21 protein-coding genes are annotated in these 20,298 nt (G+C 72.9%); 13 read left to right on the top strand and 8 right to left on the bottom strand.

Annotation, left to right across the window (positions count from 1 at the left end; all coding sequences use genetic code 11):
- The first annotated feature begins 38 nt into the window (after positions 1 to 38).
- Genes SM450_RS03255 through SM450_RS03245 form a run of 3 tightly spaced genes read left to right on the top strand, consistent with a single transcriptional unit; the run spans position 39 to position 1,705 of the window.
- The gene (locus SM450_RS03255; protein ID WP_474618127.1) at positions 39 to 521 is read left to right on the top strand and encodes a DUF6232 family protein; all 483 of its coding nucleotides are present in this window, start codon (positions 39 to 41) and stop codon (positions 519 to 521) included.
- Positions 518 to 889, top strand: coding sequence for a DoxX family protein (locus tag SM450_RS03250; RefSeq protein WP_474618126.1), 372 nt, complete (start codon positions 518 to 520; stop codon positions 887 to 889). The genes SM450_RS03255 and SM450_RS03250 overlap by 4 nt, the downstream gene beginning before the upstream one ends.
- A 57-nt stretch (positions 890 to 946) precedes the next feature.
- Positions 947 to 1,705: a hypothetical protein gene (locus SM450_RS03245; protein ID WP_474618125.1), complete on the top strand. Its 759-nt coding sequence runs from the start codon at positions 947 to 949 to the stop codon at positions 1,703 to 1,705.
- Positions 1,706 to 1,804: 99 nt separating this feature from the next.
- On the opposite strand, the gene SM450_RS03240 is transcribed toward SM450_RS03245, so the two are convergent.
- A complete protein-coding gene (locus SM450_RS03240; protein WP_474618124.1) occupies positions 1,805 to 2,701 on the bottom strand; it encodes a ribokinase in 897 nt (298 codons plus the stop codon).
- A gap of 7 nt (positions 2,702 to 2,708) precedes the next feature.
- Positions 2,709 to 3,653 carry an ABC transporter ATP-binding protein gene (locus tag SM450_RS03235; protein ID WP_474618123.1) on the bottom strand — a complete coding sequence of 315 codons (945 nt, stop codon included), beginning with the start codon at positions 3,651 to 3,653 and terminating at the stop codon, positions 2,709 to 2,711.
- Positions 3,654 to 3,680: 27 nt separating this feature from the next.
- Here SM450_RS03235 and SM450_RS03230 point away from each other — a divergent pair, with 27 nt between their 5' ends.
- Both SM450_RS03230 and SM450_RS03225 read left to right on the top strand, forming a co-directional pair.
- Positions 3,681 to 4,685, top strand: coding sequence for an ATP-binding cassette domain-containing protein (locus SM450_RS03230; protein ID WP_474618122.1), 1,005 nt, complete (start codon positions 3,681 to 3,683; stop codon positions 4,683 to 4,685).
- Positions 4,682 to 5,692 (top strand): ABC transporter permease subunit, encoded by a 1,011-nt coding sequence (locus SM450_RS03225; RefSeq protein WP_474618121.1) that lies wholly within the window; start codon positions 4,682 to 4,684, stop codon positions 5,690 to 5,692. Before SM450_RS03230 ends, SM450_RS03225 begins: the two co-directional genes overlap by 4 nt.
- An 11-nt stretch (positions 5,693 to 5,703) precedes the next feature.
- Here SM450_RS03225 and SM450_RS03220 read toward each other — a convergent pair whose 3' ends face one another.
- On the bottom strand, positions 5,704 to 6,909 hold the full coding sequence (locus SM450_RS03220; protein ID WP_474618120.1) for an ROK family transcriptional regulator: 1,206 nt from the start codon (positions 6,907 to 6,909) through the stop codon (positions 5,704 to 5,706).
- Positions 6,910 to 7,035: 126 nt separating this feature from the next.
- Between SM450_RS03220 and SM450_RS03215 the strand changes: the two genes are divergently transcribed.
- Positions 7,036 to 8,490, top strand: coding sequence for a glycoside hydrolase family 3 N-terminal domain-containing protein (locus SM450_RS03215; protein WP_474618119.1), 1,455 nt, complete (start codon positions 7,036 to 7,038; stop codon positions 8,488 to 8,490).
- A 189-nt stretch (positions 8,491 to 8,679) separates the two neighbouring features.
- Here the strand turns inward: SM450_RS03215 and SM450_RS03210 are convergent, their stop codons facing one another.
- Entirely contained in the window at positions 8,680 to 9,345 is a 666-nt protein-coding gene (locus SM450_RS03210) for a GNAT family N-acetyltransferase (protein WP_474618118.1), read from the bottom strand.
- 117 nt (positions 9,346 to 9,462) lie between these two features.
- On the opposite strand from SM450_RS03210, the gene SM450_RS03205 reads away from it, so the two are divergent.
- From SM450_RS03205 to SM450_RS03180, 6 genes are all read left to right on the top strand, one after another.
- Complete coding sequence (locus tag SM450_RS03205) at positions 9,463 to 10,158, top strand: response regulator transcription factor (RefSeq protein ID WP_474618117.1); 696 nt, start codon at positions 9,463 to 9,465, stop codon at positions 10,156 to 10,158.
- Complete coding sequence (locus SM450_RS03200; RefSeq protein WP_474618116.1) at positions 10,151 to 11,173, top strand: sensor histidine kinase; 1,023 nt, start codon at positions 10,151 to 10,153, stop codon at positions 11,171 to 11,173. The genes SM450_RS03205 and SM450_RS03200 overlap by 8 nt, the downstream gene beginning before the upstream one ends.
- A gap of 81 nt (positions 11,174 to 11,254) precedes the next feature.
- Positions 11,255 to 11,440, top strand: coding sequence for a DNA repair protein (locus SM450_RS03195; RefSeq protein ID WP_474618115.1), 186 nt, complete (start codon positions 11,255 to 11,257; stop codon positions 11,438 to 11,440).
- 63 nt (positions 11,441 to 11,503) lie between these two features.
- Entirely contained in the window at positions 11,504 to 11,761 is a 258-nt protein-coding gene (locus SM450_RS03190; protein WP_474618114.1) for a type II toxin-antitoxin system VapB family antitoxin, read from the top strand.
- The gene (locus SM450_RS03185) at positions 11,761 to 12,180 is read left to right on the top strand and encodes a PIN domain-containing protein (protein WP_474618113.1); all 420 of its coding nucleotides are present in this window, start codon (positions 11,761 to 11,763) and stop codon (positions 12,178 to 12,180) included. The genes SM450_RS03190 and SM450_RS03185 overlap by 1 nt, the downstream gene beginning before the upstream one ends.
- A 112-nt stretch (positions 12,181 to 12,292) precedes the next feature.
- Positions 12,293 to 12,811, top strand: coding sequence for a hypothetical protein (locus SM450_RS03180; protein WP_474618112.1), 519 nt, complete (start codon positions 12,293 to 12,295; stop codon positions 12,809 to 12,811).
- A 50-nt stretch (positions 12,812 to 12,861) separates the two neighbouring features.
- Here the strand turns inward: SM450_RS03180 and SM450_RS03175 are convergent, their stop codons facing one another.
- From SM450_RS03175 to SM450_RS03160, 4 genes are all read right to left on the bottom strand, one after another.
- Positions 12,862 to 13,599: a Clp protease N-terminal domain-containing protein gene (locus SM450_RS03175; protein ID WP_282291596.1), complete on the bottom strand. Its 738-nt coding sequence runs from the start codon at positions 13,597 to 13,599 to the stop codon at positions 12,862 to 12,864.
- A gap of 9 nt (positions 13,600 to 13,608) precedes the next feature.
- The gene (locus tag SM450_RS03170; protein ID WP_474618111.1) at positions 13,609 to 14,202 is read right to left on the bottom strand and encodes a DUF4760 domain-containing protein; all 594 of its coding nucleotides are present in this window, start codon (positions 14,200 to 14,202) and stop codon (positions 13,609 to 13,611) included.
- Between the two features lie 87 nt (positions 14,203 to 14,289).
- Positions 14,290 to 16,650 carry a ricin-type beta-trefoil lectin domain protein gene (locus tag SM450_RS03165; protein WP_474618362.1) on the bottom strand — a complete coding sequence of 787 codons (2,361 nt, stop codon included), beginning with the start codon at positions 16,648 to 16,650 and terminating at the stop codon, positions 14,290 to 14,292.
- A 132-nt stretch (positions 16,651 to 16,782) separates the two neighbouring features.
- Positions 16,783 to 18,153, bottom strand: a complete 1,371-nt coding sequence (locus SM450_RS03160) for an RICIN domain-containing protein (protein ID WP_474618110.1) — start codon at positions 18,151 to 18,153, stop codon at positions 16,783 to 16,785.
- 402 nt (positions 18,154 to 18,555) lie between these two features.
- Between SM450_RS03160 and SM450_RS03155 the strand changes: the two genes are divergently transcribed.
- A complete protein-coding gene (locus SM450_RS03155) occupies positions 18,556 to 20,232 on the top strand; it encodes a Na+/H+ antiporter (RefSeq protein WP_474618109.1) in 1,677 nt (558 codons plus the stop codon).
- The last annotated feature ends 66 nt before the right edge of the window (positions 20,233 to 20,298 follow it).

Below are 20,298 nucleotides of genomic sequence, written 5' to 3'. Positions count from 1 at the left end.
GGCGGACGTGAGTGGCGCACGGGTGGTTAGGCTGATTCATGACCCTCTATTACCGGGACGACGCGGTACAGGTCACCTCGGCGGCCATCCACGCCGGCGGGCAGGTCGTCCGGCTCGCCGACGTCACGTACGTGTGGCACGCCCGCGGCGCGACCACGCTTGCGGTCCGGGGTCGGGTGCTGGGCCGGGGCGTGCTGGTCCTGCTGCTGTCGCTGCCGCCGCTGGTGGCGCTGGTCTGCGTGCTCTCACTGGCCTGGGCGGCGCAGGACCGGGGCAACTGGAAGCTGGCTTTGATCATCCTGGCCGCGTTCGTGGTGTTCGGGCTGGCGCTCACCCCGTACCTGGAGGTGCCGCTCGGTTGGCTGGACCGGTCCTACGAGCGCGGCAACCGGGTGCACGAGCTGTGGGTGCAGGTGCACGGGCGGGAGACGATGCTGGTCCGCACGCCCGACGCGTTACGGTTCGGGCAGATATACCGGGCCGTGCAACGCGCCGTCGAACAGCAGGGGGACCGACGATGACCTTCCGCCGCGGCGAGGCCGTCGCGCTCGCCGGGCTACTCGCCACCGCGGGCATCACCCACATCGTCCGCCCCGGCTTCTACGACCCGATCGTGCCGCGCGTCCTGCCCGGGCCGGCCCGCTTCTGGACGTACGCCTCCGGCGTCGCCGAGCTGGCCGTGGCGGCGGCGGTGGCGCACCCGGCGACCCGACGACGTGGCGGCCTGGCCGCGGCGGCGTTGTTCGTCGCGGTGCTGCCCGCCAACGCGCAGATGGCCTGGGACTGGCGTCGGCGTCGACCGGTGAAACGGGCGATCGCCTACGGGCGGGTGCCGGTGCAGGCGCCGCTGATCTGGTGGGCGCTGCGGGTGGCCCGGCCCGCGCGCTGACCCTGGCCGGGCCGCGCCGCCGGGCACGGGTGGCCGGCGCGACGCACACTTGTCGGCATGGCGATCCCACTTCCCCGGCCCGGCGCCGTCGTCGGCCTCACCCGTTCCGCCCTGGACCAGGCCCTCGGTTCGGCCGCCGCGTTCGCCGCCGTGCCCGCCCGCGCCTTCGCCGTGCTCGACGAGGTGGAGGCGCTGGTCCGGCGGATCAACGGGGTGGTCGACCGGATCGAGGGCACGCTCGACCGCACCGACCGGGTGCTCACCGACGCGGAGACCGCGGTGCGCGAGGTGGGCGTGATCAGCGCCGCCGCCACCACCGCGATCGACACCGCGACCGAGGTGGCCGCCGCGGCGGCGGTGGTGGTCGGCGAGGCGGAGCGGGTCTCCGCCGCCGCGGCCACGGTGGTCGGCGAGGCCGATCGGGTGGCGCGGGCGGCGGCCGGCGTGGTGGCCGAGGCGGACACGGTGGCGACCCGGGCCGCGGGCACGGTGGCCACCGCCGACGCGGCGGCCGGCACCGCGAGCGAGCTGCTGGCGGCGTACGCGGAGACGCTGCGCCGGGCCGCGCCGATGGCGGCCCGCTTCGTCGAGCAGCTCAGCCCGGAGGAGGTGACCGCGGCGATCCGCCTCGTCGACGAGTTGCCGAAGTTGAAGGAGCACCTGACCTCGGACGTGCTGCCGATCCTGGCCACCCTGGACCGGGTCGGCCCGGACCTGCACGACCTGCTGGACGTCACCCGTGATCTCAAGCTCGCGGTGGCCGGCATCCCCGGCCTCGGCATGCTCCGCCGCCGCGGCGAACGCGCCGAGGGTTAAGGCGGGGCCCCCGCTTAACGCATTCGGTAGAGGCGGGGCCCCCGCTTAACCAGCGGCGTTAAGCGGGGCCCCCGCCTAACACCCGGGCGAACAGCGCGCTCAACACCTGCCGAACAGCGCGTCGATCTCGGCGCGCTGCGGGAGCGCCACGGACGCGCCGAGCTTGCGGACGCAGGCCGCCCCGGCCGCCGCCGCCCACCGCACCGCCTCGGCCAACTCCCGTCCCTCGCCCCAGGCCACGGCGAGCGCGGCGGTGAAGGCGTCGCCGGCCGCGGTGGAGTCGACCACGTCCACCGGCACCGCCGGCACGTGCTCCGCCGCCCGGTCGCGGTCGACGTACCAGGCGCCGTCGCCGCCGAGCGTGAGCACCGCCCGGGGCACCAGGTCGAGCAGCGCCGCCGGCTCGTCCCGGCCGCGACCGGTAAGCGCCTGCGCCTCCGGCTCGTTGACCACAAGCAGGTCGGTCGCGGCCAGCAGCTCGTCCGGCAGCGGCCGGGCCGGCGCCGCGTTGAGCACCACCCGGGTGCCGGCGGACCGGGCCGCCAGCGCCGCCTCGGTCACCGTCTCGACCGGCACCTCAAGCTGCGCGACGAGCACGTCCGCCTCGCGTACGGCGGCCAGCTCGTCCTCGGTGAGCCCGAGGAACGCGTCGTTCGCGCCGGGGGTGACCAGGATGGCGTTCTCCCCCGCGCCGCCCACCATGACCAGGGCGACGCCGGACGGGCCGTACGCCACCCGGAGTTGACTGGTGTCGACGCCGGCTGCGGTGATCCGGGCGCGGAGGGTGACGCCGAACGAGTCCGAGCCGATCGCGCCGAGGAAGACGCAGGACGCGCCGGCGCGTACCGCGGCGACCGCCTGGTTGGCGCCCTTGCCGCCGGGGAGCATGACGAAGTCGCTGCCGAGCACCGTCTCGCCCGGCCGGGGCAGCGCGGCGGCGGCGCCGACCAGGTCCATGTTGGCGCTGCCGACGACGGCGATCCGGGTCTGCGGCATGACGAGGTCAGCCCGCCCGCGCGGTCCAACGCTCGCCGGCCCGCGCGACGACGAGCGGCAGGCCGAACGTCTTCGACAGGTTGTCGGCGGTGAGCACGTCGGCGAGCAGGCCCTGCGCCACCACCTCGCCCTCGCGCAGCAGCAGCGCGTGGGTGAAGCCGGGCGGGATCTCCTCGACGTGGTGGGTGACAAGCACGATGGCCGGCGCATCCGGGTCGTACGCCAGCTCGGCGAGCCGGGCGACCAGGTCCTCCCGACCGCCCAGGTCGAGCCCGGCGGCGGGTTCGTCGAGCAGCAGCAGCTCCGGGTCGGCCATCAGGGCGCGGGCGATCTGCACCCGCTTGCGCTCGCCCTCGGAGAGCGTGCCGTAGCCCCGGTCGGCGAGGTGACCGACGCCGAGCTGGCTCAGCAGCGCGGCGGCCCGCGCCTCGTCGGTGCGGTCGTAGCTCTCCCGGAAGCGGCCGACCACCGCCCAGGCGGCGGTCACCACCACGTCGACGACGCGCTCGTCGGCGGGGATCCGCGCGGCCAGGGTGGCGGTGGAGAGACCGATCCGGGTACGCAGCTCGTTGACGTCGGTGCGGCCGATGCGCTCGCCGAGCACGTGCGCGACGCCGTCACTCGGGTACAGCCGGCCGGCGGCCAGGTTGAGCAGGGTGCTCTTGCCGGCGCCGTTCGGGCCGAGCAGCACCCACCGTTCGTCCAGTTCGACCCGCCAGTCGACGTCGCGCACAAGCGCCGTGCCGGAGCGCCTGACGCCGACCCCGTCCAGGCTGACCACCAGATCCGCGTCCACGGTCGAGGGTGCGGGGGCGCCGGCGGCGCCGGGGATCAGGTCACCAGTCACCGCCCCATCCAACCACGCACCGGCCCGTCGCCCCCCACGGGCGGCGCCGCCGCCATAGGGTGGGGCGCCGTGTCGTTGGTCACCGCCCCCGGAAGGACCACCCATGCCCCACCCCTGCCGGGAGGCGGGCGGATGAGCGCGGTCATCGAGATCGCCGGTCTCCGCAAGACGTTCCGCACCCTGCGCCACGGTCGGCGGGTCGCCGTCGACGACTTCCACATGCTCGTCGAGGCGGGCCAGGTGCACGGGTTCCTGGGGCCGAACGGCTCCGGCAAGACGACCACGTTGCGGGCCCTGCTCGGGCTGGTCCGGCCGGACCAGGGCTGGATGCACGTGCTTGGTGTCCGGTCGCCCGAGCGACTGCCCGAGGTGGCCGGGCGGGTCGGCGCGATCGTGGAGAGCCCGCAGTTCTTCGGTAACTTCACCGGGCACCGGACGCTGCGGCTGCTGGCCCTGGCCGGCGGCGTGCCCACCAGCCGGGTGGACGAGGTGCTGGAGCGGGTCGGCCTGCGGGACCGGGGCGGGGAGCGGGTGAAGGGCTACTCGCTAGGTATGAAGCAGCGCCTGGCGGTCGCCTCGGCCCTGCTCAAGCGCCCGGAGCTGCTGATCCTGGACGAGCCGGCGAACGGGCTGGACCCGGCCGGCATCCGGGAGATGCGCGACCTCACCCGCTCGCTCGCCGAGGCCGGGGTGACCGTGCTGCTGTCCAGCCACATCCTCGCCGAGATCCAGCTCATCTGCGACCACGTGACGATCGTCAGCCGCGGTCGGCGGGTGGCGTACGGGCCGGTGGCCGAGGTGCTTGCCGGCTTCGACGAGCACCAGTGGCAGGTGCGGGTGGCCGACCTCGACCGGGCCGCGGAGCTGCTGGGCCGGGCCGGGCTGTCGGTGACCGGCAACCCCGACCACCTGGTGGTGACGGGCGTGGTCGACGCGGAGGTGATCAGCCGCACGCTCGGCGAGCAGGGGTTGTGGGTGCGCGAGCTGGTGCCGCTGCGGCCCGACCTGGAGAGCGTCTTCCTGGAGCTGACCGGCGACCACGAGCACGTGGCGGTGCCACGGCAGGTGGACGGCGCCCCGACGCACGACGGAGTGATCGACCTGGACGTCCGGGACAGCCGGGAGGTGGACGCGTGAACCTGGTCCGTGCCGAGTTGGAGCGGCTCGCCGCCCGCCGCTTCGTGCAGCTCATGGTGGTGTTACTGGCGGCGGCGTTCGCGGTGACTGTGGTGACCACGCTCGGCGGGTCGCACCGGCCGACGCCTGTGGAGTTGGGCCGGGCCCAGGTGCAGGCCGCCGAGGAGGTGCGCCGGCTGGAGCTGACGTTCGACCGCTGCCTGCGGATCAAGGCGGGCACGCTCGCCCCGGACGAGAACGACTACCTGCCGCGGGACTGCGCCCAGATCGACCCGGCCCTGGCGGACCAGTTGCCGACCGCGTCCGACTATCTCAGCGGCGTCTTCGTCTTCAGCAAGGAGGCCAAGCCGCTGCTCTACTTCCTGATCGCGTTCCTGGCGCTGTTCGGGTTCCTGGTCGGCGCGTCCTACATCGGGGCGGACCTGAACTCGGGCGGGGTGGTCAACCTGCTGCTGTGGCGGCCACGCCGGCGGACCGTGCTCGCCACGAAGCTCGGCACGCTGCTGGGCGGCGTGCTGGGGCTCTCCGTGCTGGCGTCGGTGGCCTACCTCGGGGCGTTCTGGCTGATCGGCCAGGCGTCCGGGCTGACCGGTCGGATGGGCGGCGAGTTCTGGGCGTCGCTCGGCGCGGTCTGGGCGCGCGGCGTGGTGCTGGTGCTGCTGGCCGCGGCGCTCGGGTTCGCCATGGCCACGCTGGGCCGGCACACCTCGGCGGCGCTCGGCACGGTCGCGGCGTACGTGGTGGTGTGGGAGTTGGGCGCCCGACTGGTGTTCCAGATCCTCCAGGTCGGCCGCCCGGACCGGTTCATGCTCTCCAGCTATCTGGGGGCGTGGCTCACCGGTGAGGTGCGGTTCTGGGACGGCAACGCCTGCGGCGGCGGGATCTCCGGCTTCTGCGACGGCTCCTACACGCTCGGCTGGCCGGCGGGCCTGGTGGTCCTGCTCGGTCTGACCGCCGCGCTCGTGGCCGCCGCGTTCGCGGTGTTCCGCCGCCGCGATCTGATCTGAGCGGGCGGCGGTCAGCCGACCGTCGAGCCGAACACCTCGTCGCGGACCGCGTCGAGCGCGGTGCGCAACGCGCCGCGCAGGATCGGCTCCTCGGTCAGCCCCGTGGTCACCACCCGGGGCCGGACCAGCGTGATCGCGGCGACCTCGCGCTGCACCCGCTCGGCCAGCGCGGCCCCGCCCGCCCGCCCGACGGCGCCGGCGAGCACCACGAGCGGCGGGTCGAGCACCACGCAGGTGCTCGCCACGCCGAGCGCCAGCCGGCGGGCCAGCTCGTCAAGCACCGGCCCGCCGGCGGCGCCGGCGGCGATGGCCGCCCGTACGGCCTCGGCGGCCCGGGTCGCCGCGACGCCCTGCTCGGCCGCGTCGGCCGTGGCGAAGCCGTGCTCGGCGGCGACCGCGCGAACCGCGTCGGCGCCGGCGAGCTGCTGGAACGCCGGCTTGGCGCGCCGGGACACGTCGCGCGGGATGGGCACGCCGGGCACCGGCAGGTAGCCGATCTCGCCGGCCGCGCCGCTGCTGCCGTGGTGCAGCCGGCCACCCAGCATGATCGCCAGGCCGACGCCGGCGTCCACCCAGACCAGCACGAAGTCGGCGGTGCCCTGGGCCGCGCCCGACTGCGCCTCGGCCACCGCGGCCAGGTTCACGTCGTTCTCGAACAGCACCGGGGTGGCCAGGTCCTCGCGGAGCGCGGCGAGCAGGCCGCTGTGCCAGCGTGGCAGGTTGAACGCGAACGTGATGTCGCCGGTCTGCGGGTCGACCAGGCCGGGGGTGCCGAGCACGACGCGCCGGACCGCGGACAGCTCCGCACCGGCGCTGCTGGCCGCCTGGACGACGGCGTTGTGCACCACGCCGACCGGGTCGTCGGTGTCCCTGGTGGACTGCTCCACCCGCCCGGCGACCACGCCTGTGATGTCCGCGCACGCGGCCACCACCCGCTCCGCGCCGACGTCCACCCCGACGACGTACGCGCTGCCCGGGCGCACCGCGTAGAGCTGGGCGTTCGGGCCTCGACCGCCGGCCTGCTCGCCGACCCGGGCGACCAGGCCACGCTCCTCCAGCCGCTCGACGAGCTGGGACGCGGTGACCTTGGACAACCCGGTCAGCTCGCCGATCCGGGCCCGGGTCAGCGGCCCGCGCTCGAGCAGCAACTCCAGCGCCGCGCGGTCGTTGAGCGCCCGCAACAGTCGGGGGGTGCCGGGCAGCCGGGTCGCACTCATGCCAACGTCCTCAATTTTCCGTAAGGTTTCGCACCAGGAAACGCCTGCCGAAGGGTGCCCGTTAGCGTATCGGCCACGCCGGTCCGACAGAGGTCGGACGATCCGGCAGGGAAAGGGGCACACACAGTGGGGCTGGATCCAGGACTCCGCCGGCTGGCGCTCGGCACGTTGCTTGCCGCGTACCCCGGCCCGGTCCCGCCGGACTGGGCGGTCGACCTGCTCGGCGACGGGCTCGCCGGGCACACCCTGTTCGGCACCAACGTCCACGACCCGGCCCAGCTCGCGGCGTCCACGGCGGCGCTGCGCGCCGGCCGCCCGGACGTGATCGTGGCGATCGACGAGGAGGGCGGGGACGTCACCCGGCTGGCCCATGCCACCGGCAGCCCGTACCCGGGCAACGCCGCGCTTGGCGCGGTCGACGACCCGGGCCTCACCCGGGCGGTGTACGCGGCGATCGGCGCGGAGCTGGCCGCGCTCGGCCTCACCCTCGACCTGGCGCCCACCGTCGACGTGAACACCGCCGACGAGAACCCGGTGATCGGCACCCGTTCGTTCGGCGCGGACCCGGGGCGGGTGGCGGTCCACTCGGCCGCCGCGGTCGCCGGCCTCCAGTCGACAGGTGTGGCCGCCTGCGCCAAGCACTTCCCCGGGCACGGCGCCACGGTCGCCGACTCGCACCACGAGTTGCCCACTGTCGACGTGTCGCCGGCCGTGCTGCGGGAGCGGGACCTGCCGCCGTTCGCCGCGGTGGTCGACGCCGGCGTCCGGGCCGTGATGACCGCGCACATCCGGGTGCCGGCGTTGACCGGCGACGGTCCGGCCACGTTCAGCCGCGCGGTCCTGCACGACCTGCTGCGCGCCGAGTACGGCTTCACCGGCGCGGTGGTCACCGACGCCCTGGAGATGCAGGGCGCGGCGTCGGCCGCCGGCGGTGTGGGTCCGGCTGCGGTACGCGCGCTGGCCGCCGGCGCCGACCTGCTCTGCATCGGCGCCCGGGTCGACGCCGACCTGGTGGAGCTGGTCGCCGCCGAAGTCGTCGCCGCGCTCGGTGACGGCCGGCTTGATCGCGCCCGGGTGGAGGAGGCCGCCGGCCGGACCGCCGCGCTTGCCGCCTGGACCGGGCCGGCCGACGCACCGGCCCCGGCCGTCGACGGTCTCGGCTACGCCGCCGCGCTGCGGGCGGTGCGCGTCGAGGGCGACCTTCCGGGGCCTGGCACACCGCTCGTGGTGCAGGTGCACGTCACGTCGACAGTCGCCGAGGGGCGGGTGCCGTGGGGGTTGGGCCCGCACCTGGCGGCCGGTGTCGAGCAGGTCCGCGCGGTGGCCGGCGAGACCGACCCGGCGCGGCTGCGCCGGCTCGCCGGGGCGCGGCCGGTGGTGCTGGTCGGGCGGCACCTGCACCGGCTGCCCGGTGCGCGGGAGTTGGTCGAGGCGCTGGCCGCCACACATCCGGTGATCGTGGTGGAGATGGGCTGGCCGGGCGGCTGGCGGCCGGCCGGGGCGCGGGCCTTCGTCGCCACCTACGGCGCGAGTCACGCCAACTGTCGCGCGGCGGCGCAGGTGCTCGGGCTCACCGACTGATTGCACGCTGCGTCACGTCCGTCCGGATCGCGATCAGCAAGCATTCCCCCAGGTCAAGTCCGCAACAAGACAGGCTCACACCCCTTGTCCGCACTCGATCAGGCACTTAGCGTTACCAGGGTCGGGACCTGGGAGGAGGAGGCAGCGGACCGTGGATCCGGCCCGGGATCCACGGTCCGCGCCCGCCGGTCAGTGCGGGGAGACGCCGAACGAGGTCCAACCCCGGTCCGGGAATCCGGCCGCCTCGGCCACCCGGGCGGAGGCGTGGTTGTCGGCGTTGTGCACGTAGGTGGGTATCAGCCCCTCGTCCAGCACCCGCCGGGCCGCCTGCGCGACAAGTCGCCGGGCCAGCCCTCGCCCCCGCGCCGCCGGGACCGTGCCCACCGCCAGCTCGTGCCCGTAGGCGTCGTGCCGCTTGATCCCCACGCCTGCGAGGTACGCGCCGTCGGCGTCCCGGACCACGAGCACGTCGGCGTCGAACAGGTGCAGCCAGGGCGGGGCCCCGGGCATCGTCGGCGGCAGCCATTCCCCCACGTCGGGCAGCGGCGCCGGGTGGGTGCACCAGCGTAAGACGCCGCAGTGTGAGGTGAGTTCCGGCGTGCCGACCGCCGCCGGCAGCGCGGGCAGCCACTCGCCGAGGGGTCGCCCCCGGACCAGCGCCCGCACCTCCTCGACGCGCTGCGGCGGCACCGACAGGACGGTGCTGTCGCCCGCGGTCACGCCGACCGCCGGGCGCGGCCGACCGTCCCAGGCCGGGCGGGCGCGGCGATAGGACCGGACCACGTGCAGCCCCGGGCCCGCCGGCCACTGCCCCAACCGGGTCGCCAGATGCAGGGAGAGCCGCCGGTCGAGCACATGATCATCGTACGCCGGTCCGACTGGCCCGGACCGCTGCCGGCCGTAAGAACCTGGCAATGGATCGTCGCCCCGCCCGTGGCTACGCTTGCTTCCCGGCACGGTGGGAGGTGCGGTGTGGCGCAGCGGGTGCTGGTGGTCGACGACGACCGGACGGTCGCCGACGTGGTCTGCCGCTACCTGGAGCACGCCGGTTACGAGGTCGAGCACGTCGGCGACGGGGCGGCAGCCCTGGCCAGCGTGGCCCACCGTCCGCCGCACCTGGTGGTGCTGGACCTGATGCTGCCCGTACTCGACGGGTTGGAGGTGTGCCGGCGGCTGCGGGAGCGGCCGGACGGCGTACCCATCGTGATGCTCACCGCGCGCGGCGACGAGGCCGACCGGGTCCTCGGCCTGCAACTGGGCGCGGACGACTACCTGAGCAAACCGTTCTCCCCCCGGGAGCTGGTGCTGCGGGTCCGCTCGGTGCTGCGCCGGGCCGGCGGCGAGCCGGCCGGCGCCGCACCGGAGCTGCTCGTCGACGGCGGCCTGGAGGTGGAGACCGGGCCTCGGGTCGCCCGCCTGCACGGCCGTGAGCTGACCCTGACGCTGCGGGAGTTCGACCTGCTGGCGCACCTGATGCGGCATCCGGCGCGGGCGCTGCGCCGGGCCGAGCTGCTGGAGCGGGTGTGGGGGTGGAGTTTCGGCGACCAGTCGACGGTGACCGTGCACGTGCGCCGGCTCCGGGAGAAGATCGAGACCGACCCGGCCCGGCCCCGCCGCATCGTCACCGTCTGGGGCGTCGGCTACCGGTACGAGCCGGCCGATGCGTGACCTCCTGCTGATCTTCGGCGTGGCGCTCGCCGCCGCGCTCGCGGTCGGACTGGCCGGCGCGGTGGTGCTGCGGCTGCTGCGCGGCCGGTCGATCACCGTGCACATCTCGGTGCTGCTGGCGATGACCGTCGCCGCGGTGGCCGCCGGGGTGGCGGGCGTCGCCCAGGCGATGTTCCTCTCCGCGCACGACCTCCAGGTGGTGCTGATCACGGTCTCCGCCGCGGCCGTGGTGACCTTGGCGGTGGGCTGGTCGTTCGGCCGCCGGCTGGCCGCCGCCGCCGTCTGGGCGGATCAGGCGCGCGCCCGTGAGCGGCAGATCGAGAAGGGCCGCCGGGACCTGGTCGCCTGGGTCTCGCACGACCTGCGCACGCCGCTCGCCGGGCTGCGGGCGATGGCCGAGGCGCTTGAGGACGGGGTGGTCCACCATCCGGTGACGGTGGCCGAATACCACCGCCGGATCCGGGTGGAGACCGACCGGATGACGAGGCTCGTCGACGACCTGTTCGAGCTGTCCCGGATCAACGCGGGCGCGTTGCGACTGACGCTGTCCACGGTGGCGCTCGGCGACGTGGTCTCCGACGCGCTCGCCGGCGCGGCGCCGCTGGCCGCCGCCCGCCGGATCCGACTGGTCGCGCCCGAGGCGGGCTGGCCGTCGGTGGTAGCCAGCGAGCGGGAACTGGCCCGGGTGGTGGGGAACCTGCTGCTCAACGCGATCCGGTACACGCCTGTGGACGGGACGGTGCGGGTGGACGCCGGCCAGGATGTGGACACCGCCTGGCTGGCCGTGGCGGACACCTGCGGCGGCATCCCGGAGGACGACCTGCCGCGGGTCTTCGACGTGGCGTTCCGTGGCGAGCCGGCCCGGACGCCGGCGGCCGTCGAGCCGGGTGGTTCGGGCGGGCTCGGGCTGGCGATCGTGCGTGGGCTGGTTGAAGCGCACGGCGGGCGGGTAGAGGTGCGGAACGTCAGCGACGGATGCCGATTCGTGGTCCGTCTGCCGGTCGCCGCGATCTGAACCACCCGGGAACCGAACACATCGATCCTCCGTCATATTCATTTCCATACATGGACAAGTTTCTCTGGGACGGTAGTGGTCATGCCTCAGAAGCCGAATGACCGATTCCAGCAGGACCCGGAGCGGAGCTGGCGAGCCGCCGCCTCCGCCGGCCGCTTCCCGGTCCAGGCGGAGTACCGCGAGGCCCGCCACCGACGACTCTCCTGGGCCGAGCTGAACGCGCAGCCCGCCGAGACGTCCGCCTGGCGCGACCTCACCACCGGATGACACACCAAGATAAGTCCATCTTTGGTGCGTCCGGGGCCGAATCCCTGGTGTACGTTCAGGTCCATGACACGCATCACGGTGGACGTGAACGACGATTGGCTTGAGGCGGCCCGCGAAGTTCTGGGCACCGACACCAAGGTCGCCACCATCAACGCCGCGCTGCACGCGTTCGCGACCAGGCGGCAGGCCAGAGAGATCGTCGCGGCCTTCGACCAGGTCGAGATGGACTTCACCGACTCGGAGGAGGCTTGGCGCTACGGCGGAGGGCGTGATCTGAGCCGGCTGGCCGAGGACGCACGCGAGGGCGAGGCGGCGGCCTGATGGCTGGCCGGATCTATCTGGCCGACACCTCGGTGTACGTGCTGCAGGCCCGCCATGCCTCCGTTCGGAAACGCTTCGAGACGCTGCTGGCGGAAGGGCGACTGGCGGCGTGCCAGATGACCTCCCTCGAATACCTGAACAACGCGCCGAACCCGAAGGGCTACGAGATCCTCTGGCAGGCAATACGCGGGCAACGCTGGTTGGATGTGACCACCGAGGTGATGGACCGGGCCATGTCGGTTCATCGCATGTTGGCGGCCGACAGCCAGCACCGCAACTTCCGTTTGCCGGACCTCGTCATCGCGGCGACCGCCGAGATCCACGGAGCGGTCGTGTTGCACTACGACGCCGACTACGACCGGATCGCCGCGCTCACCGGTCAACCCACCGAATGGGTCGCGCCGAGAGGCAGCCTCTGACGACACGCGGGTGGCGACACACGCCGGCGGCCGGGCGTACGGGGCCTTCGCACAGGTGTGCGGTAGCGTCTTGTGGTCCGATTTCCGGCCTACGACAGGAGAAGCTCCGCGCATGGGCAAGAAGACGATCCACGTCTCCGACTTCACCGGCCAGGCGCTGTCCCCCGACGACGAGGTGGTCCGGGTCGTCGTGCTGGAGCACCCGGACCTGGTCGCCGGGCCCGTGCAACTGGACGCCACGCCGGTCGACGTGGAGAGCATCGACGACGCGGCGCTTGACGTGGCCGTGGTGGAGATCCACGACCGGCACGGCTTCGGCGAGCCGCGCCGGGTGGTGCTGACCGCGAGCGAGTTCGACGCGATGGCCACCGACGTGCCGATGGCGCAACTGCTGCGTACCGCCGAGCGGGTGAAGCCGCCGAAGGCCCGCCGCACCGCCGAGAAGATCGACTACGGCACCATCGAGCACGCCGGCCGGCCGCACCGCGGCCGGGTCACCGAGGATGAGGCCCGGCTGGTCCGGGACCGCCTCGACGAGGTGAACAAGCGCCTGGCCGACGCCGGCATCCGGCAGGTCGACCCGGCCGACCCAGAGCACGCCGCCCGCTACGGCTTCCCGACCGCCGACTGACACCCGGGTGCCGGGCACGCGCCCCCGTGACGTGTGCCCGGCCCGGTTCTTCAGGCCCGCTTCCGGTTCAGCTCGGCCAGCGCGCCCTCCACCGCGGACTCCAGCGCCTCCTTCGTCAGGCCGAGCCCGCCGAGCACGCCGTCGCCGCCCTCCTCCTCCAGCAGGGCGAGCAGGATGTGCTCCGTACCGATGTAGTTGTGTCCCATCCGCAGCGCCTCCCGGAACGTCAGCTCCAGGACCTTCTTGGCCCGCGCGTCGTAGGGGATCAGCTCCGGGACCGCCTCGGCCTTCGCCGGCAACGTCGCGGTGACGGCCTCCCGCAGCATTTCCAGGGGTACGCCCTTGGCCACGATCAACGCCGCCGCCAGGCCGTCCGGCTCGGCGAGCAGCCCCAGCGCGACGTGCCCGGGGGTGATCTCGGCGTTGCCGGCCGCCCGCGCCTCCTCCTGCGAGGCCACCACGACGTTGCGGGCGCGCGTGGTGAACCGGCCGAACCCGGCGTTCGGGTCGAGCGCGGCGGCGGTCTCCGCCTTGGCGGCGGAGCGCTTCTGGGCGGCCTGTTTGCTCACCCCCATGCTGCGGCCGATCTCCGTCCACGAGGCGCCCGAGCGGCGTGCCTGGTCGACGAAGTGGCCGATCAGATGGTCGGCGATGTCGCCCAGATGGTCCGCGACGAGGACCGCGTCGGCGAGTTGGTCGAGCGCGTCGGTGCGCCCCTTCTTGATGCCCTCGATCAACTCGTCGAGGCGCACCGGTTGGCTCATCTTGAGCGGCTCAATCTCGGTCATGCGTCAACCCTAGGTTGACGAAATCTCTCCGTCAACCCCAGGTTGACGATCGAGCCCGGGTCGCGGCGGCAGGCCCACCTCGGCCGGGTAGTGGCCGAACCGGCGCAGGCCCAGCCTGCGGACCGCCACCGGCCACGGCGTCTCGGTGGCGACCACCACGAGATGCTCGAAGTTCGACAGATACGACTGGCCGCGCGCCGCCCGCTCGGCGAGGATGTACGGCTCCAGCACGGCCCACGCCTCCCGGGCCCGGAATCCGCCGGTGCCGAGCAGCAGCGCCGGCTCGACCACCTGGAAGGCCAGCATCTGGCCCAACCCGTTGTAGTAGAGCGCGATCCGGTTCACGTGTTTGCGGGCGTCGGCCGGCAACTCGCTGACCGGCACCCCCGGCGGGCAGGTGGCCCTCAGCTCGAAGAGCACGAACTGCTGACTGTCCAGGAAGGCGTCACTCATCCGGTCGCGGGTGAGCAGCTCGATCGCGACCAGGGTGTGGTTCGCGCCCTGCGACAGCCGTAACTGCCGGAGCGCGAAGAACGCCGAGACAGCGACCGTGAGCACCGAGACCGCGGCCACGGCCACGTTGGTCACGACTGCGACATCCATGGCCGTCATCGTAGGAAGAACGCGCCAACCCGGCCGCCGATGCGGGCGGCCGGGCTGGCGACGGTACGGGTTACGACGCGCGGCAGGTCAGCCGCGTACCCACTGCTGGTTGCTGCCGCCGTTGCACGTCCAGAGCTGGACCGCGGTGCCGTTCGCGGTGCCCGCGCCGTTGACGTCCAGGCAGAGCCCCGAGCCGACGCCGACGATCGTGCCGTCGGCGTTGAGCCGCCACTGCTGGTTGCTGCCGCCGTTGCAGGTCATGATCCGCGCGCGGCTGCCGGACGCGGTGCCCGGCACGTCGAGGCACTTGTTGCCGTAGACGGTGAGCTGGTTGTTCGTGCCGGCCGTCCACTGCTGGTTGGGTCCGCCGTTGCAGTCCCAGATCTGCACGACCGAGCCGTCGGCCTGGCTGGCGCCGTTGACGTCCAGGCAGCGGTTGGCGCTCGCGCTGCGTACCTCTCCGGTCGGGCTGCTGGAGCCGTCGCCAGGGGTGATCGAGAGGTTGTCGAACTGGGCGGTGACGCCCTGCCCGGTGCCGTACCCGATCTGGCCGGCGACCCAGGTGGAGTCCGACACCGTGCCGACGGTGGTGCCGTCGACGGCCGCGGTGAGGGAGCTGCCGTTGACCTTGAACGAGAGGTTGTGCCAGCGTCCGGTGCCGAGCGCCGCCGTGTTGCCGCTGGCCAGGGTGCGCCAGTTGCCGCTCGTGTTGTTGCTCCGGATGGACCAGGCGCCGCCGTCGGTGACCCGGAAGTAGTAGCCGTTCAAATTCTGCGGCCCCTGGTGGTTGTAGGTGTTGCCGCGCCCGATCAACTGGACGTAGCCGGGCTTCTCCAGCAGCACGTCCGAGGAGACGGTGTAGTTGCGCCAGGTCAGGTCGCCGAGCAGGGTGAACGGCTCGGCCTTGCCGGAGGTCCAGTAGATCGGCGCCTGGTCGGACATCTGGCGGACGCACTGCCCGGTCCGGCCGCCACCGCACCCGGCGATCTCGAACGAGCCCTGCTGGTCCATCAGGTACTTGGCCTCGCGGCCGGTGGCGTAGCTGTCGAAGTCGTCGCTGTACGGCAGCTTCAGGTTGCCCTGCGCCGGGCTGACCGCCGCGCCCTTGCCCTGCCCGCTGGTGGTGGTGATGCTGTAGACGTAGCCGGGCTGGACGGTGAGCGAGAAGCGCCCGCCGTTCGGCGTGATGTCACCGCCCCGGACGAAGTGGTCGGCGCTGTTGTTGGACCGCAGGTTCGTCGCCCAGACGCGCACGGTGCCGCCGGACAGCCCGCCGGTGACGGTGAAGTCGAGCTGCTGGGCCGAGCCGGCGTCCTGGGTCTCGATGATGGTGCTGTAGTCGCTGTTGTTCGTGGACTTGAGCGACACGTAGCTGCCGTTGTTGCGGTTGCCGCCGATGTATCCGCTCGACGAGTCGAGGTAGCGCCAGCCGGGAGCGGTGAACTGGGTGGTGTGCGCCATCACCCAGGTGCTCTTGCCGATGGAGTAGTTGCCGGACCACGGCTGCTGGGCCACCGCCACGCCGGTGGTCGCCCAGGGGATGTTGGGGGTGATGGCGGCGATCGCGGGCCAGTTGATGTAGCCGGTCATCTTGCCGTCGATGTAGCCGCGGTTGATGCCCCGGGCGAGGGCCGGCGCGCCGGCGTTGTAGTCGTCGGAGCCGTTCTCACTCGCCCACAGTTGCTTGCCCGTGGAGACCGCGTTGCCGGAGCTGGGGCAACTGGTCTGGGCGCTGCGGTAGCCGCAGACGTAGTGGCTGCCGAAGACCTGCACCGCCTGGGCGAACGCCGGGTCGCGGAGCGATTCGTCGGCGGCGCCCCACCCGAAGTCGTCCGAGGCGACGATCTTCACGTTGCCGTAGCCGCGGGAGTTGAGCGTGGAGCGCAGGTTCTTGTACCAGGTGGCGTTGTAGCCCTTCTCGTTCCACCCGCCGAGGTAGTTGATGGTCAGCCCGTGCGTCGCGGCGCAGTCCAGCCAGCCCACCAGATAGTTGATCGAGTCGGTCGACCAGAAGTTGCCGTTGCCGATCCAGCCGGGCGCGCCCCAGGCCAGGCCGACCAGGGCGATGTTGGGATTACGCGCTCTGGCCTGCTCCATCAGCCACCACTCGTATCCCCGGTTGCAGTTCACGCTGCCCCGGGTGTGCTCGTGGCTGGGTTCGGCGCCCGAGGTGGAGTTGGTGTCGCCGCCGATCTCCGCCTTGAGCAGTTGCATCGCGGCGCCGTAGCCCGGCTTGAACAGGTAGTCAAGGATGTCGCTGCGCTGCGGCTCCGGGTAGTCGATCAGAAGTCTGCTGTTTCCGCCCCCGCCGCTTACCGCGCCGATCCCGTCGAGCGCCCGCCCGCCGGACCCGCCGTTGATGGTGATGGCGGTCGCCGCCTGGGCCGGGGAGGCGGACGCGGTCAGTACGGCCGCCGCCGCCAGGACCGATGCCGCCGTGGCCGACATCACCGCCCGCCACGACCTTCGTGGACGACTCACTGCACTGAACATCGATCCGCCTCCCGGTCACATTAAATCGACAAACGTCTATTTATAAGACGTCATATGTTAACGCTCACACAAGAGCGCCGTCAACGGTCAGCCGCGGCTCCACCGCTGGCTGGCCGCGCCGGTGCAGTCCTGGATCTGGGTACGCGTGCCGTTCGCCGTACCGTTGCCGACCACGTCCAGGCACCGGCCCGAACCGACGCCGGTGATCGTGCCGTCGGCGTTGAGCCGCCACTTCTGGTTGGACTGCCCGTTGCAGTCCCAGATGATCACCGAGCTGCCGTTGGCGGTGGCGGCGCCGTTGACGTCGAGACACTTGCCGCCGAAGACCCGCAACTCCTGGGCCGAGGTCGAGGTCCAGGTCTGGTTGCTCTGGCCGTGGCAGTCCCAGATGATCGCCGCGGCGCCGTTGGTCTGCGAGGCGCCGTTGACGTCCAGGCACCGGCCGGCGGAGACGTTGCGGACGGCCGAGGCGCCACCCGGCGGCGGGGTGGTCGGGCCGGCGGTCGGGCTGGCGGTCGGTGTGGGCGTCGGCCCGCTGCCGTCGAACTGGGTGAAGAACCGCCACACCTCGGTCTTGGTCCAGGTCCGCGCGCCGCTGTCGCCGCCGCCGTCGACCGGGCCGGGGGTGTGTCCGCCGTCGAACGCGGCCCAGACCACCGGATAGCCGGACCGGCAGCCGGAGTAGGTGGTGGTGACGTGGGTCAGGCTGCCCGCCCTCGGCTCGGGCGGGTTCTGCGCGGTGCACCCGTTGGCGCGCACGAACGTGTCCCGCAGCGACCGACCGGCGGAGATGTTGAGCACCGGGTCCCCGATGCCGTGGATCCCCATGTAGGCGATCGGTTGCGTACCGCCGGAGCACCCGCTGAGCTGCCCGCCGGAATAGACCGCGACGGCGCGGAAGACGTTCGCCCGGGCGCAGGCCAGGGCGTAGCTCATGCCGCCGCCGTAGCTGAAGCCGAGCGCGAACCGCTGCGTCGTGTCGACGCACAGGTCCGCCTCGATCAGCCTGATCATGTCGTCGACGAACGTGGTGTCCTGACCGCCGGGGTTGGCCCAGCCGTTGCCGTTGCCCTGGGGCGCGACGAAGATCGTGCTGTTGTTCGCCTGCTGCCGCAGCCCGTAGTAGGACCAAGCCTCCCGGTCCGCGCCGCCGGAGTCGACGTCGTTCGCGGTGCCGCCGTTCCAGTGGAATCCGAAGATCAGCCGGTAGGCGTGGTTCCGGTCGTAGTTGTCCGGGATCCGGAGGATGAAGCTGCGGTTCTGCCCGCTGCTCTGGATCGACCGCTGGCCGCTCGTCAGCGTGGGCGCCTTCCCACACCCGGCGGTCGTCGCTGCCGCGCCGACAGTCGCGGCAGCGGCGGTTCCGCCCGCCTCGCCGGCCACTGTCGCTCCGGCCACCGCCACGACCAGGATCGCGGCGGCCACGATCGGCCCGAAGATGGATCTGCGTAATGCCATGTTGCGGCTCCTTCGCCAGAGGGAAAGGACCGGCTCGGATACGGGGAGTTACGACGTACCACTCCTGAGTGCGCACGCCGGACCCGGCACGGTCGACTCAGTTGCCCGGACCCGCCGCTGGTCCGCCTGCCCGGGCAGGACCAGCCGGCCGTCGTGACGTCGGCGGCGACCGCCTCCGCGGCACGATCCGAACCGACCGCCGCCCTCGCTGGAACGCCACAGCGCGACGTCGAACCGATTCGGCCGAACCCTAGGACGGCCAGTGAAATATGTCAATGCCATGTCCGGCAGGTTGCGGCCCGACTCCACCACCTCCCCAACCCCGCCACCGAACGGCCCGGGTGATCACGCGGGTAGGCTCGTCCTGCCGCAGCCCGCGCCGCTCCAGGGGGAAGCCACCAGGTGAGCACCCATTCGACCTTGTTGTTCGTGCTCGCCGCCGTCGCGGTGATCGTCGCCGTACGCTGGGTGGCGGGCCGGACCGGACTGCCGGCGGCGGCGCTCCTGCCACTCATCGGCATCGCGTACGCGCTGCTCCCCGGCCCCAACATCGGTCTCGATCCCGACCTCGTGCTCATGGTCGTGCTGCCGCCGTTGCTCTACAGCGCCGCGCTCGACTCCTCGCTGCTGGACATCCGGCGGAACCTCCGCATCGTGGTGAGCCTCTCCGTGGTGCTCGTGCTCCTCACCGGCCTGGTCGTCGGCGTCGGGTTCCACCTGTTCGTCGCCGGGGCGACGCTCGCCGCCGGCGTCGCGGTCGGCGCCGCCGTCGCCCCGCCCGACCCGGTGGCCGCCCTGGCCGTGGGTCGCCGGGTCAACCTGCCGCCGAAGATGGTCACGATCATTCAGGGCGAGGGACTGCTCAACGACGCCACCGCCCTGACGATGCTCAGCGTCGCGGTGGCCGCCGCCGTGGGTGGGCAGTTCTCCTTTCACGCCGCCGTCGGACAGTTCGTGCTGGCCGCGGCCGGCGGGGTCGCGGTCGGGTCGGCCGTCGCCTGGGCGAAGCGGCTGGCGCGACCGCTCACCGCCGACCCGCTGCTGTCCAACGCGATCTCGCTCGCGACACCGTTCGTGGCCTATCTGCTCGGCGAGGAACTGGGCGTCTCCGGAGTGCTCGCCGTGGTGGTCGCGGGGCTGATCGTCGGCCACCAGACGCCCCAGTTCGGGTCCGGGGCCGCCCGGCTCCAGACCAGCGCGGTGTGGCGGCTCGTCGACTTCCTCCTCGAAGGCTTCGTCTTCCTGCTGATCGGCCAGCAGCTTCCCGAGGTCGTCCGGGGCCTGCGCCAGTACGACACGTCGACGATCCTCACCGCCGTCGCGGTGTCGGTAGGCGTGGTGCTGCTCCTGCGCCCCGCCTGGCTGGTGCTGACCCAGTCGCTCCCCCGGTCGCTGCACACCCGGCTGGGTGGCGTGTCCGAGCAGGACGACACCGACGAGCCCGGGACCGCCCGGCAGGTCGCCCGCAACGACCGCAACGACCGGCGGCTGACCTCCCGCGAGGTGGTGGCGCTGAGCTGGTCGGGCACGCGCGGCGTCATCAGCCTGGCCGCGATCTTCACGCTGCCGCTCACCACCGACGACGGCTCGCCCTTCCCCGACCGCGACCTCCTGCTGTTCTGCACCTTCATGGTCGTGCTCGTGACGCTCGTCGGGCAGGGCATGACGTTCGCGCCGCTCGTGCGGATGCTCGGCCTGCGCGCCAACGCCGCCGACCAGGCCCGGGTACGCAACGAGGCCCGCTCGGCGGCGGTCGAGGCCGCCCTGGCCCGCCTGGACGCCGTGGCCGCCGAGGAGCCGGACAGCGTGGTGTCCGTCAACACCATCCGTACCCAGTTGCTGGCCCGACTGGCGCGCTACCGCGGCCGGCTCGACCTGCTCCAGCAGAGTGGATCGGCCGAGATGCCCACGTCACCCGAGTACGAGACGGCGCTGCGGGTCCGCCGGACGACGATCGACGCGCAGCGCGAGGAGCTGGTGCGGTGGCGCGACTCCGGCCGGCTGCCGGACGAGGAGCTGCGCGTGCTGGAGCGCGAACTCGACCACGAGGAGCTACTGCTCCCGAAGCGGCGTAGCTGACCCGTCTCCGGGGCCTCGCGCGCCCGGCAGCACATGGCCGACTCTGGCCCACCGGCTCACCTCACG

Source organism: Micromonospora marincola (assembly GCF_056150385.1).
The sequence above is the reverse complement of the archived record's forward strand: the minus strand, read 5'-3'. Positions and strand labels throughout refer to the sequence as shown.

What these genes read in the sequence shown, in the direction of transcription:
- SM450_RS03240 (WP_474618124.1), bottom strand. Translation starts at nt 2,701, where the DNA reads ATGCCGCAGACCCGGATCGCCGTCGTCGGCAGCGCCAACATGGACCTG.
- SM450_RS03175 (WP_282291596.1), bottom strand. Translation starts at nt 13,599, where the DNA reads ATGACCGAGATTGAGCCGCTCAAGATGAGCCAACCGGTGCGCCTCGAC.
- SM450_RS03185 (WP_474618113.1), top strand. Translation starts at nt 11,761, where the DNA reads ATGGCTGGCCGGATCTATCTGGCCGACACCTCGGTGTACGTGCTGCAG.
- SM450_RS03170 (WP_474618111.1), bottom strand. Translation starts at nt 14,202, where the DNA reads ATGGATGTCGCAGTCGTGACCAACGTGGCCGTGGCCGCGGTCTCGGTG.
- SM450_RS03165 (WP_474618362.1), bottom strand. Translation starts at nt 16,650, where the DNA reads ATGTCGGCCACGGCGGCATCGGTCCTGGCGGCGGCGGCCGTACTGACC.
- SM450_RS03250 (WP_474618126.1), top strand. Translation starts at nt 518, where the DNA reads ATGACCTTCCGCCGCGGCGAGGCCGTCGCGCTCGCCGGGCTACTCGCC.
- SM450_RS03160 (WP_474618110.1), bottom strand. Translation starts at nt 18,153, where the DNA reads ATGGCATTACGCAGATCCATCTTCGGGCCGATCGTGGCCGCCGCGATC.
- SM450_RS03235 (WP_474618123.1), bottom strand. Translation starts at nt 3,653, where the DNA reads ATGGGTGGTCCTTCCGGGGGCGGTGACCAACGACACGGCGCCCCACCC.
- SM450_RS03195 (WP_474618115.1), top strand. Translation starts at nt 11,255, where the DNA reads ATGCCTCAGAAGCCGAATGACCGATTCCAGCAGGACCCGGAGCGGAGC.
- SM450_RS03190 (WP_474618114.1), top strand. Translation starts at nt 11,504, where the DNA reads ATGACACGCATCACGGTGGACGTGAACGACGATTGGCTTGAGGCGGCC.
- SM450_RS03230 (WP_474618122.1), top strand. Translation starts at nt 3,681, where the DNA reads ATGAGCGCGGTCATCGAGATCGCCGGTCTCCGCAAGACGTTCCGCACC.
- SM450_RS03200 (WP_474618116.1), top strand. Translation starts at nt 10,151, where the DNA reads ATGCGTGACCTCCTGCTGATCTTCGGCGTGGCGCTCGCCGCCGCGCTC.
- SM450_RS03245 (WP_474618125.1), top strand. Translation starts at nt 947, where the DNA reads ATGGCGATCCCACTTCCCCGGCCCGGCGCCGTCGTCGGCCTCACCCGT.
- SM450_RS03220 (WP_474618120.1), bottom strand. Translation starts at nt 6,909, where the DNA reads ATGAGTGCGACCCGGCTGCCCGGCACCCCCCGACTGTTGCGGGCGCTC.
- SM450_RS03180 (WP_474618112.1), top strand. Translation starts at nt 12,293, where the DNA reads ATGGGCAAGAAGACGATCCACGTCTCCGACTTCACCGGCCAGGCGCTG.
- SM450_RS03255 (WP_474618127.1), top strand. Translation starts at nt 39, where the DNA reads ATGACCCTCTATTACCGGGACGACGCGGTACAGGTCACCTCGGCGGCC.